Origin of the sequence: Actinopolymorpha sp. NPDC004070, assembly GCF_040610475.1 — a bacterium.
Classification (GTDB): domain Bacteria; phylum Actinomycetota; class Actinomycetes; order Propionibacteriales; family Actinopolymorphaceae; genus Actinopolymorpha.
The window spans coordinates 233,595-246,741 of the sequence record NZ_JBEXMJ010000002.1; the positions used below are offsets into that span (position 1 = coordinate 233,595).

Here is a 13,147-nt window from a genome sequence, read left to right on the forward strand (position 1 = left end):
CACGCCCGCTCTCCCGGCATCCCACCATCGGCGTCCGCGTGGCGGCACGGGCATCTCGTCCCGCTCACCGCGGGCGTCCGGCCCGGGAGCGGCGGGGCCGGTCGGCCCGGACCGAGATCCAAACCAGGTGCTCCGCGGCGCACCCACCCGGCACCATGGAGCGATGGTCCCCCAGCGCGAGCCGCTCGAGATCCCCGAGCCGGCCGAGGTCCCCAGGGTCATCGTGGTGACCGGCATCATGGCGGCCGGCAAGTCGACCGTCGCGCAGTTGCTGGCCGAACGCCTGGACCGGTCCGCGCACGTACGCGGTGACGTGTTCCGCCGGATGATCGTGTCGGGATCGGCGCCGATCGTGCCGGGCGGCGGGGAGGCCATGGACGCCGAACTCCGGCTGCGTTACCGGATCTCCGCCTCGGTCGCCGACGCCTACGCCGCGGCCGGCTACACCGCCGTCGTCCAGGACATCATCATCGGGCGGCACCTGCCGGAGTACGTGAAGTCACTGGTCAGCCGCCCGGTCGGCGTTGTCGTCCTCGCGCCCGGGCCGGACGTGGTGGAGCGCCGTGAGTCCGGCCGGACCAAGACGGGGTACGCCGACGGCTGGAGCGCCGCCGAACTCGACGCCGCGTTGCGCGTCGAGACGCCCCGGATCGGACTCTGGCTGGACACCTCCGACCAGACGCCGGAGCAGACAGTGACGCAGATCCTGCAGCGGCTGCCGGAGACCCGGGTCGACTGAGCCGCTGGTCAGGACCGAGGACCGCGCCGCGGGTCAGGGCTGCCTGAAGCCGGTCACCCGGTGGGTGGCGTCGCGCATCGCGGCGTTCGCCTGTTCCGGCGTCAGGTCACCGCGCCCGACCCGGATCAGCTCCTCGGCGGCCTCCTTGACGTTGCTCGAACCGTTCAGCGCGGTGTTCAGGTCGATCCCGGCCGCTCCGGTCAGCTCGGACATGAGCTCCTGGCTCCGTTCGGCCAGCGCCGCGTGCGCCCGGTTGATCGTCGCCTTGAGCTCCTCGGCGAGGTCCTCGGACGCCTTCCGCATGACGCGCGGGTTGAGGTCGATCGCGGCGACCTCACCGCTCGCGTCGACGGTGACGGTGATGTACTCGTCCTCGCTGGTGGCACTGGCCGTCAGCTCGTTCATCCGCTGCTGGATCGTGGCGACCTGGTCGGCCATGTTCAGCAGGCCGTCCATGTTGGCGTCGAGCTCGGGGATCCCGAAGAAGCTCATGTGCGCTGTCCTCCCGGCAGGTGGGGTGCACAGTCGGGCGGTCGCGGCTCACGCCTTCGCCCAGTCCTTGGTGGGATCCTTCAGGTCGACGAACGTCTGCTCCTCACCGCCCGGCCCGATGTCCAGCTTCTTGAACTGTCCGGCGCTGGCGATTGACGTGGCGTTACCTGCCCACGTGGCGATGAACGTCAGGATCGCAGCGGCCACCGCCGTCGTCGCGATCGCGTTGGTGATGGCGACGGCGACCTGGCCGAGCTTGCCCGCCAGCGTCGTCAGCGGGAACGCCTCCATGATCTTGAAGCAGATCATCGCGGCCAAGCAGGCGGCGTCGGTGATCATCATGCCCATCTGGATTCCGCGGATGGCCGAGACGACACCGTCGATCGCGGTCGCCTGACCGGACGCGGCGTCCTTGGCGTCGTTCAGCTCGACCTGGAAGTCGGCCAGCCAGGCGTTGAACTGCCTGCGGGACTCGTTCTCCACCGACCAGGCGTCGTCGCTCAGCCCCATCGCCGTGTCGAGGTCACCGATGTTCTTCAGGTGTTCGGCGGTCTGCTCCCACGCGCCCTTCGCCTGGCTGAGGGACTCCTCGTCGGGCTCCAGTGCCGCCCAGGTCCCCACGCTCATCAGTGCCAGCGGGCACAGCCTCGCCGAGGCGTTCTTCGTGACGATCGAGAAGACCCAGTGCGGCCGGAGAGCCACTGCCGCGAGCACCGTGACGGGAACCCCGCCGGCCGCGTAGCCGTCGACGATCGAGCCGAGCATCGACGTGGCCGGCTTCGGCCTGGTGGCCTCGAGCTTCTCCTTGCCGTCGGCGGTGAGCGTGTTGGCCTTCTCCGCCGTCCAGTAGGTGTGGGCGACCCGGGCCAGACCCGCCACCATCTGCTCGAGCTTCTCCCGGCCGTCCCTGAGGTTGCGCAGCTGGCTGTCCCTGGCCGCGTCGTAGGAGCCGGCCAGGATGGCCGCGGGAAGTGCGCCGAACGCGTTCCAGGGCAGCTCGGTGTATCTGTCGACGTAGTCGACCGCGACGTTGAGGTGCGGGCCGGCCTTGTCGGCGGCCGCCTTCGCCGCCGCCTCGATCAGATGTCTGGTGTGTTTGTTCTGTGGTGCCACCGAACGGCCTCCGTCGTCCCCTTGCCCACCCGGACCGGACCACGTCCCGGTCGCCGGCCCTGCCTCCCGATCCCGGTATGTCGCGAGGCGAGGTGCCGAGCCTAATGGTCAGGACGGTCGCGCCGGAGTGGCCGGCGGCCGCACCTGTGGACAACTTCGGGAGTACGGCCCGCGGTCGGCGCGTACGGATACCCTGTCGGCCGTGCGCGCCAACGAAGTGTTCCGACCCAACCCGCTGGGCACGTTCCTCGGCGTCTTCCTGCTCCCGGTGCTGACGATCCTCACCGCCGTCCCGGCCGTCGTGATGCTGCTCGGTAGCCCCGGCATCGCGGGCGTGCTGTGGTTTCTCCTGTTCGCCGCGGTGGCGTGCCTGTTCGGCGTTCCCGCCTACCTGATACTGCGTGGCTGGTTCGCGATCGACATCGACGAGACCGCCCTGTCGATGGTCGGGCTGTTCAACACCCACCGGATGCGGATGCCGTGGAGCGACCTGGACGGTGTCGGGCTGGTGAAGTGGCGTGGTGCCCGCTTCCTGTCCGTACGCCCGGTGGACGGGTGGGACACCGATGCCAAGCCCCGCCGCTGGGGCATGAAGTGGGCGATGCGCTGGGACCCCAACCGCCGGCTGCTGCTGATCGCCGGGGTCGACAACTGGTCGCGGCCGAGCGAGGAACTCCTGGGTTGCGTCCGCGAGTACGCCGGTACGAAGTGGCACGACCCGCTGGACGAACCCCTCGCCGACTGAGCTCCGGATTCACAACCGTACGTCAACCACGACCGGAAGGTGGTCGGAGGCGTCGGCGTCGGTGACCACCCTCGCACGGTCGACCGTCAGGTCCGAGGAGACGAGCACGTAGTCGATCCGGCGGTCCGGAACGGCGACCGGAATCGTGTGGCCCGGGTCGGCGTCGCCATCGGGCCAGGCGTCGGCGAGCAGGTCGGTGAGCGGCTTGGTCTCCGGCGCGGCGGGCACGGCGTTCAGGTCCCCGGTGAGAATCGTCCGCCGCGGCGCGGGCCCGAGGACCTCCGCGAGCCTGGTGGCCTCGCTCTCGCGGGCACGCGGGTCGGCCTCGGACAGGTGCGTGGTCGCGAACCGCAGCCTCTCACCGTGCACGCCGACGTCCACGGCCAGGAGCCCGCGCTGCTCGAGCACCGGCTCGGTGCCCGGGCCAGGATCCGAGCCGTGCGGCAGCACCTCGTGCACCACGGACAGGATCGGGAAGCGGGACACCACCGCCAGGCCGTACTGCCGGCGCCTCTGCGCGGGACCGCCGCGATCCGGGTCGGGATCGAGGTCGAGGTTGGCGGCGTACGCCACGTGCATGCCGAGCGTCGTCGCCAGCCACTCCGCCTGGTCGGCGAACGCGCTGCGCTCGGACCAGTGCCGGTCGACCTCCTGCAGCCCCATCAGGTCGGCGCCGGTACGAGCGAGCACCGCGACGGTCCGGGCGAGGTCGAGCCGGTCCGCCACGTCCGCCCCGTGGTGGATGTTGTACGTGACGACGCGAAGGGCGGCGGCCTGGTCGCGGCCACCGCCCTCCGAAGGACCGTGCGGGTGTTCGTGTTCCACGTGGAACCGCGGGGTGCTCACCCGGCCAACGCTACGGCTGTCGCGGGCGAGACGACGGAGCGGTCAGCGGCGGACGGCGAAGTCGGCCACCACCGGCAGGTGGTCCGAGCCGTCCGCGTCGGTGGCCACCCGGGCGCGCAGCGGCTGCACGTCCGGCGACGACATCACGAAGTCGATCCGGTTGTGCGGGTCCTCCTGGGAGTAGGTGAACCCGTCCCCCACGCCGACTGCCGCCCAGGAGTCGGTGAACACGTCGGTCAGGATCTGGATTTCCGCCGCACCGGCACTGGCGTTCAGGTCTCCGGTGAGGAAGGTGCGGGTCGGGCTGTCACCGAGCACTTCGACGATCCGCCGTGCCTGCGCCTGGCGTTCGAGGTTGTTGTTGTGCTGCAGGTGGGTGTTGGCGAACCGCATCATCACGCCACGCACCTTGATGTCGGCGACGAGCAGGCCGCGCTGTTCGTCGTCGCCGAACTTCGGTAGCAACGTGTTGGTGTAGGACTGGATCGGGAAGCGGGACAGGATCGCGGTGCCGTACTGCCGGCGCTCACCGCCAGGCGTGGCCGGGTCCAGGTCGAGGTTGGCGGCATAGGCGACGTACATGTCCAGCCGGTCGGCCAGCCAGGCCGCCTCGTCGAGGTTGTCGCTGCGGTCGCCCCAGTGACGGTCGACCTCCTGCAGGCCGATCACGTCCGCCCGCAGACCGCGGATCTCGTTTGCCACGTCGGGCAGGTCGAGCACGTTGTCCGGACCCGCGCCGTGGTGGATGTTGTAGCTGGCCACCCGCACCTCCACCGGCTGGCCCTGATCGGCGCTGGCCGGCGCGGCCGCGAGGCCGACGGAGGTGGCGAGGGCGAGTGCGGCCGCACCCACCAGAGTGAGTACACGCGTGAGTCGTGGCGTACGTCGAAGCACGAACTGCTCCCTTCCCGGCAACAGGGGGTGGGGCACCCGACGCTGCTGGGTGCGTGCGGGTCACGTTAACGTCTTTCGGCCCGGAGTGGATCTTCGTACGCCATTGCCGCGACCGGTCCCGGTCACGGCGCCCGGCGGCGGGCGGTGACGGCAGTGACGGCCGACGCAGCTAGCGGAGCAGGCTCGCCGGGTCGACCGGCCGCCCCGTACGCGCCGACTCCTCACCGGCCAGCGCGATCGCCAGCGCGGTCAGGCCGTCCTCGGCTGTGACCCGAGGCTCCACGCCGCCGGTGAACGCGGTGACGAACTCGGAGAACTGCTCGGCGAACGGATCGATCGAGTCGTCGGCGTACACGACCGCACCGGTCCCGTCGGTCAGCACCTGCCTCGGCGCGGAGTCGTACCGCAGCACCCCCTCGTCCCCGGCGAGCTCGAACGTCGAGCGCACCGCGGTGCCCGGCACGTCCCAGACAGCCTCGACCCGGGTGGTCACCCCGTCGACGTGCGTAAGTGTCGCGGAGCTGCGCAACGGCGAGCCGGGTTCGGCGCGCGGCGCCGTCTGGCCGGTGACCTCGCCCACCTCCCCGGCCACCCAGCGCGCGTAGTCGAGGTCGTGAATGGCCAGGTCGACCAGGATCCCGCCGGACCGGGCGACGTCGGCGAACCAGGTCTGCGGCCCGGGGCTTTCCACCTGCCGGAAGAACGTGAACCTTGTCGGCCGCCCGATCCGGCCGGCGGCGACCGCGTCGCGGGCGACGACGTACGCCGGGAAGTAGCGCAGCACCTGCGCCACGCACAGCCCGACACCGGCGTCGATGCAGGCGTTGATCATGGCCCGCCCCTCGGCGGGGTCGCGCGCCAGCGGCTTCTCGCAGACGACGTGCCGGCCGGCACCGGCGGCCCAGTGCGCGAGCGGTGCGTGGGTGTCGGTGGGCGTACAGATGTCGACGACATCGGCGGCGGCCAGCACCTCGCCCGGGTCGGTCACCGAGCGCACCCCGTGCTCGGACGCGAAGGCCCGGCCACGCTCGGCGGAACGGGAGTGGACCACGACCTCGGCACCGAGCCGGTGCCAGGCCTCGACGTGCCGGCGGCCCATCTCGCCGGTGCCGACGACGGCGACCCGGGGCCGGGCCGTCGCGTCGAGGGTCCGCGCGCTGTCCGCCGCTTCGGTCACGTCGCCTCCACCAGGGTGTCCGCTGCCGCCGAGATCTTCTCCGCGGCGGCGACGATATCGGCCATGGCGCCGTCTGCGCCGAGAAGGACGTGCTGCGGAATCCATACCAGCTCGGCGCAGAAGCGTTCGGTCACCGGCAGGTCGAGCCGGCCGTAGTCGGTCGCGGGGTAGGCGGGGTCGAAGCCGGTCGCACGCTGGTCGAAGCGGCGCTGCGCGAACACGCCCTGCCGATCCAGCGGTACGCCGTAACCGGGGCCGGCCGGGATGCCCTCGGCGTTCAGGGCGGCGGTGAACCGCTCGCGCGACAGGCCGCCGAACGCGTTCGGGTCGTACCGGAACTGGTACAGGTGGTAGCCGTGCCTCGTGCACCGCGGGTCGCGGGCGAGCGGGGTGAGCCCGGCGATCCGGGCCAGCCCCTCGTCGAGGACGCGGGCGCTGCGTTCGCGGAGTTCCAGCTGCTCGTCCAGGTCGGCCAGCTGGGCCAGCAGGATCGCGCTCTGGAACTCCGTCAACCGGTAGTTGCCGCCGAGGATCCCGTGGTCGTACCACGCGCCGGCCCGCGAACGCCCGCAGTGGTGGAAGCTCCACGCACGGTCGGCGAGCTCGTCGTCGCTGGTCACCACCATGCCGCCCTCACCGGCGGTCATGTTCTTGCTGGCCTGGAACGACCAGCAGCCGAAGGTGCCGAACGACCCGACCCGCTGCCCGCGCCAACTGGCCCCGTGGGCATGCGCGGCGTCCTCGACCAGCGCCAACCCGTGCTTGCGGGCCACCTCGGTGAGCCGGTCCAGGTCGGCCGGGTGCCCGGCCAGGTGCACCGGAATGATCGCCTTCGTCCGCGGGGTGATCGCCGCCTCGACCGCGTCCGGGTCCAGGCAGACGTACTCCGGGTCGACGTCGGCGAACACCGGCAGCGCGTTCACGCCCAGCACCGCCGTCGCGGTGGCGAGGAACGTGTAGCCCGGCACGATCACCTCGTCCCCGCTGCCGATGCCGAGCGCCTTCAGCGCGATCTCCAGCGCGATGGTCCCGTTGCACACACCGAGCCCGTGCCGCGCGCCGTGGTAGGACGCGAACGCCCGCTCGAACTCCGTCTTCACCGGGCCGTCGACGGAGGACCAGACGCCGGCCTTCGCGACCTCGGTGACCGCGTGCACGGCCGCGTCGTTCCCCGGCGGCCAGGCGGGCCAGCCGGCGGAGCGGACGGGAGTGCCGCCCAGCAGGGCCGGCCGGTCCGCGTCGGTGGTCCGCCCGGTCGTCGGTCTGGCCGCGGTCATCGCTGGTCTCCGATCCGCGTGGACGGGCCGGGCCGGTCGGGCACACCGGGCGCCTCGAGCACCTGGGGTACCTCGGGCACGTGGCCGAGCACTTCGTCCAGCGCGGTCAGCACGTGCTCCTGCACCGCGGGTGCGAACCTGCCCGCGCGATAGACGTACGGATAGGACTGGTCCGGCTCGTACCCGCCCTCCCGCAACTGCGCGGCGGTGACGACGTACCCGATCATTCCGTTGGTGTACGGAATCGGCAGCGCGGCACCGGACGTGCGCCGCTTCACGTGGTGCCCGTACGCCACACTCACCTCCGCGTCGAGGCCGAGCAGGGTGAGGCCGTCGGCGAGGTCGGCCCGGGTCAGCCGCAGCGGCACCTGGTCGACCAGCCGGCCCGGCTCGGCGAGCAGCCGGCGCGCCCAGTCGCCGACGATGCCGGGCGCCTCGCGGCGGCGGGCCAGGTCGTCACGCGAGGGCGGCTGCAAGGGCAGGTTGACGGTGTGGGCGCGGACCGCGACACCGCCGGGCGGCAGTGGAGGCAGGCGCCGCAACGGCCGGTCGAGGACGTCCTCGACGGCGGCGGCCAGCTGCCGCCCGATCGCCTCGATCTCCTCGTCACCGCCGCGGTGGAACTCGCCGTCGCGTACGACGTTCGGGTTGATGTCGCCGCAGCAGCCCTGCAGGAAGCCGATGGGCACGCCCTCGCCGACCGTGTGTTCCAGCGCCGACCGCGTCGCGCCCGGATAGTCCGGCGACACCTGCGGGTCGGCGGAGACGACGGGGTGGCACGTGTAGTGGACCAGCACTGCCCGGGTCGAGCCGTCCGGGCGGGCCAGCCGGATGACGCCCACCTCAGGGTCGTTCGTGCCGTCGGGGTCCGGGCCGCCGAAGGTGCCGTCGGGATTGGCCCGCCTGCGGTTGATGCCGAACCCGCAGCTGCCGGTCCCGCGTTCGGCGTACACCGGCTCCATGTCCGTCAGCGCCTCACCGACCGCGGCGAGCACGGTGTCGGTCAGGCGAGCGACGTAGGCGGGGTCACCCCGGCCGAGAAGCGGAGAGAACGTCAGCCCCGGTTGCGGTGCGCAGTGAGTGTGTGAGGCGTGCAGGACGACACTGCCCGCCGGTACGCCGTGCTCGGCCTCGATCCGCCGGGTCAGGTCGGCCACCGTGTCCGGCCCCCACCACAGCAGGTCCGCGCAGACCAGCAGCGCCGTGCAGGTGCCGGCCGCGTCGCCGAACGCGAACACCTGCGCGGACAGCGGCGCCCGCACCTTCTCCCAGGGTTCGAGCCGGACCGCGAACCCGGCCAGCGGCACCGGATCGGCGGGGGTGATGTCGGCGGTGGCGGTTCCGGCGTACAGCTGAGCTTCGGTCTTGGAGTTCGGAGTGGTTTCCGAGGTCCCGGTCACGGTCGTGTCGCCTCCCGGCCAAGGCTTACTGGTGTGGCCAAGTATGGCGAACGATCACTGTGGGCGACAGTGCGCGAACAAAACCGCGGACGGCCGGAACCCGTCAGCGGGAGATCTCCTCCGCGGGATCCACGGCGTTCACGGCGTTCCCGGCGTCCGGGTCGTCCGCGGCGGCCAGCTCGTCGTCGACGTACCTCGCCCGGGCCGCCATCAGGCCGGTCGCCACCTGCGGCACCACCAGCACCAGCAGCAGCCCGATCGGCACCGTCCATCCGCCGGTCACGTCGAACAACGCGCCCATCGCCAGCGGCCCGCAGGCCGCCAGCAGGTAGCCCACGCTCTGGGTGAACCCGGACAGCCGCGCCGTCACGTCGTGCGACCGCGAACGCAGCCCGATCATCGTCAGCGTCAGCGGGAACGCGCCACCGCCCAGGCCGAGCAGGATCGCCCAGGCGACCGCCCCGGACGCGGGCGCGAGCAGCAGCCCGACGTAGCCGACGACGTACGCCGCGCCGCACGCCCACACCAGCGGACGCTGGTCGGGCAGCCGGGCGGCCAGCGACGGGAAGAGCAGGGACAGGGGTACTCCGACCAGCGGCAGGATCGCCAGCAGCAGCCCCGCGTGCGCCGCGTCCACCCCGGCGTCCCGGAAGATCTGCGGCAGCCAGCCGAACGCGGCGTACGCCTGCAGCGACTGCAGCCCGAAGTACCCCGCCAGCGACCACGCCAGCGGCGAGCGGCCGACCGACCACAGCGACTCGTGCCGGTTTCCCGCAGTCCCTGTGCTCCCCGGACCGGCCGGCCGGGCGACCACGCCCCGGTGCCGGGCCAGCACCAGCCACGGCAACAGCGCCACCGCACCGGCCAGCGCCCACGCGCCGAGGCCGAACCGCCAGCCGCCGAACGCGTGCGCGATCGGCACGGTCAGCGCCGCCGGCACCGTGGTGCCGACGGCCATCGAGGTGGTGTACGCGGCGGTGGCCAGGCCCACCCTCCCCGGGAAGTACGCCTTGACGAACGCCGGGACGAGGACGTTCCCGGCCGCCATCCCGGCCAGCGCCACCGTCGTGGCCAGCAGGAACACCGGCACGGACGGGACCAGCACCCGCACCAGTTGCCCGGCCACCACGGCGAACAGTGCCGCGGCCAGCACCCGCCGGGAACCGAACCGGCGCGACCAGCCGGGCGCCATCGCACCGAACGCGGCGAAGCTGAGCACGGGCAGGGTGGTCAGGACGCCGGCCACCAGCGCGGAGACGCCGAGGTCGGTGCTCAGCTCGTCCAGGACCGCACCGAGGCCGGAGACGGCGGGGCGCAGGTTGAAGGCGAGGAGGACGACGGCGGCGAGGAGCAGCCAGGCCGGCCAGCCGCGGGCCACGGCCGACTGTGCCGGGACGCTGGGCTGCGCGGTGCGCCGCTCCGCGTCCAGCGTCGTCACCGCGACATCGGCATAGGAGGAGGTGCGGTGAGACTCTGCGGCGCTGCCGACGGGCGCCACCAGTGACGGGGAGGGAGCCGATGAGCCGGCGGATTCGCAGGTTGATGACACGTGGGCCAATCGTATGGGGTCTCGCCCGGAGGGCCCACCCGTTATCCGCCCGCCGAGCCCCCGTCCCCAAACGATCAGCCGAACGATCAGCCCGGGTCAGCCGAAGGGATCAGCCGGAACGGTCAACCCGAGACGTCGGCGCGGGTGGTCCGGTTCCGGCTCACCATCGCCCGCAGGACCAGGGCGAGGAACCTCGTGTTGGTCACGGCGTACCGCGTGAACAGCCGGCGCGGCTCCTGCAGTAGCCGGAACAACCACTCCAGCCCCAGTCGCTGCATGTACGCCGGCGCCCGGCGCAGGTCGCCGGCCAGGACGTCGAAGCTGCCGCCCACGCCGATGCACACCGGCACCTGCGCCTGGTGGGCACCCTCGACGATGAAGCGCTCCTTGGTGGGGGTCGGCATGCCGACGAAGACCACGTCCGGGTCGGCCGAGCGCACCTCGTCCCACACACGGTCGGCGTCGTCGGGACCGAAGTAGCCGTCGCGGTGGCCGGCGATGCGGACGCCCCGGGCGCTGAGCTGACCGGCCAGCCGGCGGACCACCTCGTCGCGGCCGCCGAGCAGGTAGACCCGCCACCCGGTCTCCCGGGAACGGTCGAGCACCTGCTCCATCAGGTCGATCCCGGCGACCCGCTCCGGCAGCGGCTGGCCGAGGACGCGGGCGGCCCAGACGAACGGCTGGCCGTCGGATCCGATCAGGTCACCGCGTTCGAGGACGGCGAGATAGTCGGGGTCGTCGTGCGCGCGCACCACGTTCGCGGCGTTGACACACAGGTGGGTGCCGCTCTGGCGGCTGGCGACCCGTTCTTCCACCCAGTTCAACGTGCCCTGCATGTCGACCGCGTCGACGGGCACGCCGAGCACTCGTAGCCGACGACTCACACTCGTCACGGCCATCTGTCGCACACCCCTTAGGAGACGAGCCCCCCAGCCTGTCTTTCTTTTATCGGCTTTTTGCCAGCACAGACCATAGAGGTGGCGAACGCGATCAGGGGCGCCGGGCGCCCATTTTTGTCATAGGTATTGACTTTTGGGAGGTTTGAACGCCGTTTCGTCACTTGGGGTTCATCGTTGCGCACTGACAGTGAACCGGCGATGCGCCAGCGTGGGATTGCGGGTGCGCGCCTGCGCCAGGCGTTCGGCGTCGACGTCGCCCGTCGCCGCGCCCACCTGCTCGCCCAGCGACGTCACCACGACCCCCATCGGGTCGACGAGCATGCTGTGGCCGGAGTACGCCGAACCACACTGCCCGGAGGCGGCGACGTAGCTGGTGTTCTCGATCGCCCGGGCCCGCGCCAGCGTGACCCAGTGGTCCTCCTTCAGCGGGCCGCGCATCCAGGCGGCCGGCACCACCAGGACGTCCGCGCCGGCGTCGACCAGCGTCCTCGCGAACTCCGGGAAGCGAAGGTCGTAGCACGTGAGCAGGCCGAGCCGGTGGTCGCCGACGGGGACGGTGACCGGCGTCGGCTCCCCCGCCACCAGCCGGTCGGACTCGCGGTAGCCGAACGCGTCGTAGAGGTGGATCTTGCGGTAGGTCGCGGCGAGCGAACCGTCCGGGCGTACGACCACGAGCGTGTTGTGGACCCGCCCCGGGTCGTCGGCGACGCGCTCGAACATCCCGGCCACCATGACCGCGCCGAGTTCGCCGGCCAGGTCGGCAAGCCCCCGCACGAACGGGCCGTCCAGCGGCTCGGCGTACTCCGCGAGCACGGTGTCGGCCGAGCCGAAGTCGCACATGCTCGCCTCCGGGCACACCACGACGGCGGGCCGGTCGGTGGCGACGGAACGGGCCAGCCGCCCGATCTCGGCGAGGTTGCGTTCCTTGTCCAGGGTGGCGGTGAACTGCAGCAGGGCGATGCGCACCGGTCCAGTCTGCCGTGCCCGGGTGCCACACTCGACCCCGTGACCACTCCGACGCCTCCCACGTCTGGAGTGCCCGGCGGTCCGGCGTACGACGCGATCGTGCTCGCCGGCGGCGGCGCGCGGCGGTTCGGGGGTACCGACAAGGTGCTGCTCCCGGTCGGCGGCCGGCCGATGCTCGACCGGGTGCTCGCCGCCTGCGCCGGTGCCGCCTCGGTCACCGTGGTCGGGCCGCGGCGTCCGGTGGACCCGCACCTTCCCGTACGCACCCACTGGACCAGGGAGGATCCGCCCGGCTCGGGACCGCTCGCGGCGGTGGCGGCCGGGCTCGGCGCAGGTGCCACACCCGTCGTGGTGGTGCTGGCCGCGGACATGCCGCTGGTGGACGCGGACGTGGTGGCCGACCTGGTGGCCGCACTGGCCGGCGTGGGTCCGGACGTCGAGGCGGTCACGCTGACCGACGAGACCGGGCGTACACAGCCGCTGGCCGCGGCGTACCGGCGTACAGCCGTCGACCGGGTACTGGCCGAGACCGGTGATCCACGCAACCAACCCGCCCGTCGGCTCACCACCCGTCTGAAGTGCGCGGAGCTCCGCTCGCCCTTGGCCGCCCGTGACTGCGACACCCCGGACGACCTCGCCGTCGCCGACCGGCTCGCCCGTACTTCCCCCGACGGCACCCACAGCACCCACAGCACCGAAAGGCCACCCATGCTCCTCGACTGGGCCCGTCAGCTCACCACCGCGCTGGCCACCGACGCCACCGAGCCCTCCCAGACCTCCGGCGCCGGCGTGAGCCAGGTGGTCGACTCCGACCTGATCGACACGATCCTCGACCTGGCCCGCGACGCCGCGCACAACGTCGACCGGCCGGCCGCGCCGCTGACGACGTTCCTGGTGGGGTACGCCGCCGCGCGCCGGGGCGGCTCGCCGGACGATCTCGCGGCCTGTGTCGACCTGGCCCGCGCCCTCGCTCTGCGCTGGGACACCGGCGACGGATCAACTGATCCGTCGGGTCCGGGCAGTGCGGAGACCGGCTCGGCGGACTGACCG

General features: G+C 72.2%; 13 protein-coding genes. 3 read left to right on the top strand and 10 right to left on the bottom strand.

The window, feature by feature from the left end:
* The first annotated feature begins 163 nt into the window (after positions 1–163).
* Positions 164–739, top strand: a complete 576-nt coding sequence (locus tag ABZV93_RS04665; protein ID WP_354930333.1) for an AAA family ATPase — start codon at positions 164–166, stop codon at positions 737–739.
* A gap of 33 nt (positions 740–772) precedes the next feature.
* Here the strand turns inward: ABZV93_RS04665 and ABZV93_RS04670 are convergent, their stop codons facing one another.
* Both ABZV93_RS04670 and ABZV93_RS04675 read right to left on the bottom strand, forming a co-directional pair.
* The gene (locus tag ABZV93_RS04670; protein ID WP_354930336.1) at positions 773–1,231 is read right to left on the bottom strand and encodes a YbaB/EbfC family nucleoid-associated protein; all 459 of its coding nucleotides are present in this window, start codon (positions 1,229–1,231) and stop codon (positions 773–775) included.
* Between the two features lie 48 nt (positions 1,232–1,279).
* Positions 1,280–2,344 carry a hypothetical protein gene (locus ABZV93_RS04675; protein WP_354930339.1) on the bottom strand — a complete coding sequence of 355 codons (1,065 nt, stop codon included), beginning with the start codon at positions 2,342–2,344 and terminating at the stop codon, positions 1,280–1,282.
* Between the two features lie 202 nt (positions 2,345–2,546).
* Between ABZV93_RS04675 and ABZV93_RS04680 the strand changes: the two genes are divergently transcribed.
* On the top strand, positions 2,547–3,089 hold the full coding sequence (locus ABZV93_RS04680; RefSeq protein WP_354930342.1) for a hypothetical protein: 543 nt from the start codon (positions 2,547–2,549) through the stop codon (positions 3,087–3,089).
* A gap of 9 nt (positions 3,090–3,098) precedes the next feature.
* On the opposite strand, the gene ABZV93_RS04685 is transcribed toward ABZV93_RS04680, so the two are convergent.
* From ABZV93_RS04685 to ABZV93_RS04720, 8 genes are all read right to left on the bottom strand, one after another.
* Complete coding sequence (locus ABZV93_RS04685; RefSeq protein ID WP_354930345.1) at positions 3,099–3,935, bottom strand: endonuclease/exonuclease/phosphatase family protein; 837 nt, start codon at positions 3,933–3,935, stop codon at positions 3,099–3,101.
* 42 nt (positions 3,936–3,977) lie between these two features.
* Positions 3,978–4,787, bottom strand: coding sequence for an endonuclease/exonuclease/phosphatase family protein (locus ABZV93_RS04690; RefSeq protein ID WP_354930348.1), 810 nt, complete (start codon positions 4,785–4,787; stop codon positions 3,978–3,980).
* Positions 4,788–4,998: 211 nt separating this feature from the next.
* Complete coding sequence (locus ABZV93_RS04695; RefSeq protein WP_354930351.1) at positions 4,999–6,006, bottom strand: Gfo/Idh/MocA family oxidoreductase; 1,008 nt, start codon at positions 6,004–6,006, stop codon at positions 4,999–5,001.
* On the bottom strand, positions 6,003–7,283 hold the full coding sequence (locus ABZV93_RS04700) for a DegT/DnrJ/EryC1/StrS family aminotransferase (protein WP_354930354.1): 1,281 nt from the start codon (positions 7,281–7,283) through the stop codon (positions 6,003–6,005). The genes ABZV93_RS04695 and ABZV93_RS04700 overlap by 4 nt, the downstream gene beginning before the upstream one ends.
* Entirely contained in the window at positions 7,280–8,683 is a 1,404-nt protein-coding gene (locus ABZV93_RS04705) for a hypothetical protein (RefSeq protein ID WP_354930357.1), read from the bottom strand. Before ABZV93_RS04705 ends, ABZV93_RS04700 begins: the two co-directional genes overlap by 4 nt.
* A gap of 103 nt (positions 8,684–8,786) precedes the next feature.
* Positions 8,787–10,121, bottom strand: a complete 1,335-nt coding sequence (locus ABZV93_RS04710; protein WP_354930361.1) for an MFS transporter — start codon at positions 10,119–10,121, stop codon at positions 8,787–8,789.
* Between the two features lie 233 nt (positions 10,122–10,354).
* Complete coding sequence (locus tag ABZV93_RS04715) at positions 10,355–11,131, bottom strand: WecB/TagA/CpsF family glycosyltransferase (protein ID WP_354930364.1); 777 nt, start codon at positions 11,129–11,131, stop codon at positions 10,355–10,357.
* A gap of 168 nt (positions 11,132–11,299) precedes the next feature.
* Positions 11,300–12,097: a carbon-nitrogen hydrolase family protein gene (locus tag ABZV93_RS04720; protein WP_354930367.1), complete on the bottom strand. Its 798-nt coding sequence runs from the start codon at positions 12,095–12,097 to the stop codon at positions 11,300–11,302.
* A 39-nt stretch (positions 12,098–12,136) separates the two neighbouring features.
* Between ABZV93_RS04720 and ABZV93_RS04725 the strand changes: the two genes are divergently transcribed.
* Positions 12,137–13,144, top strand: coding sequence for an NTP transferase domain-containing protein (locus tag ABZV93_RS04725; protein ID WP_354930370.1), 1,008 nt, complete (start codon positions 12,137–12,139; stop codon positions 13,142–13,144).
* Positions 13,145–13,147 lie beyond the last annotated feature (3 nt).

Coding starts and splice junctions, on each gene's coding strand:
- ABZV93_RS04665 (WP_354930333.1), top strand. CDS start 164: ATGGTCCCCCAGCGCGAGCCGCTCGAGATCCCCGAGCCGGCCGAGGTC.
- ABZV93_RS04670 (WP_354930336.1), bottom strand. CDS start 1,231: ATGAGCTTCTTCGGGATCCCCGAGCTCGACGCCAACATGGACGGCCTG.
- ABZV93_RS04700 (WP_354930354.1), bottom strand. CDS start 7,283: ATGACCGCGGCCAGACCGACGACCGGGCGGACCACCGACGCGGACCGG.
- ABZV93_RS04715 (WP_354930364.1), bottom strand. CDS start 11,131: ATGGCCGTGACGAGTGTGAGTCGTCGGCTACGAGTGCTCGGCGTGCCC.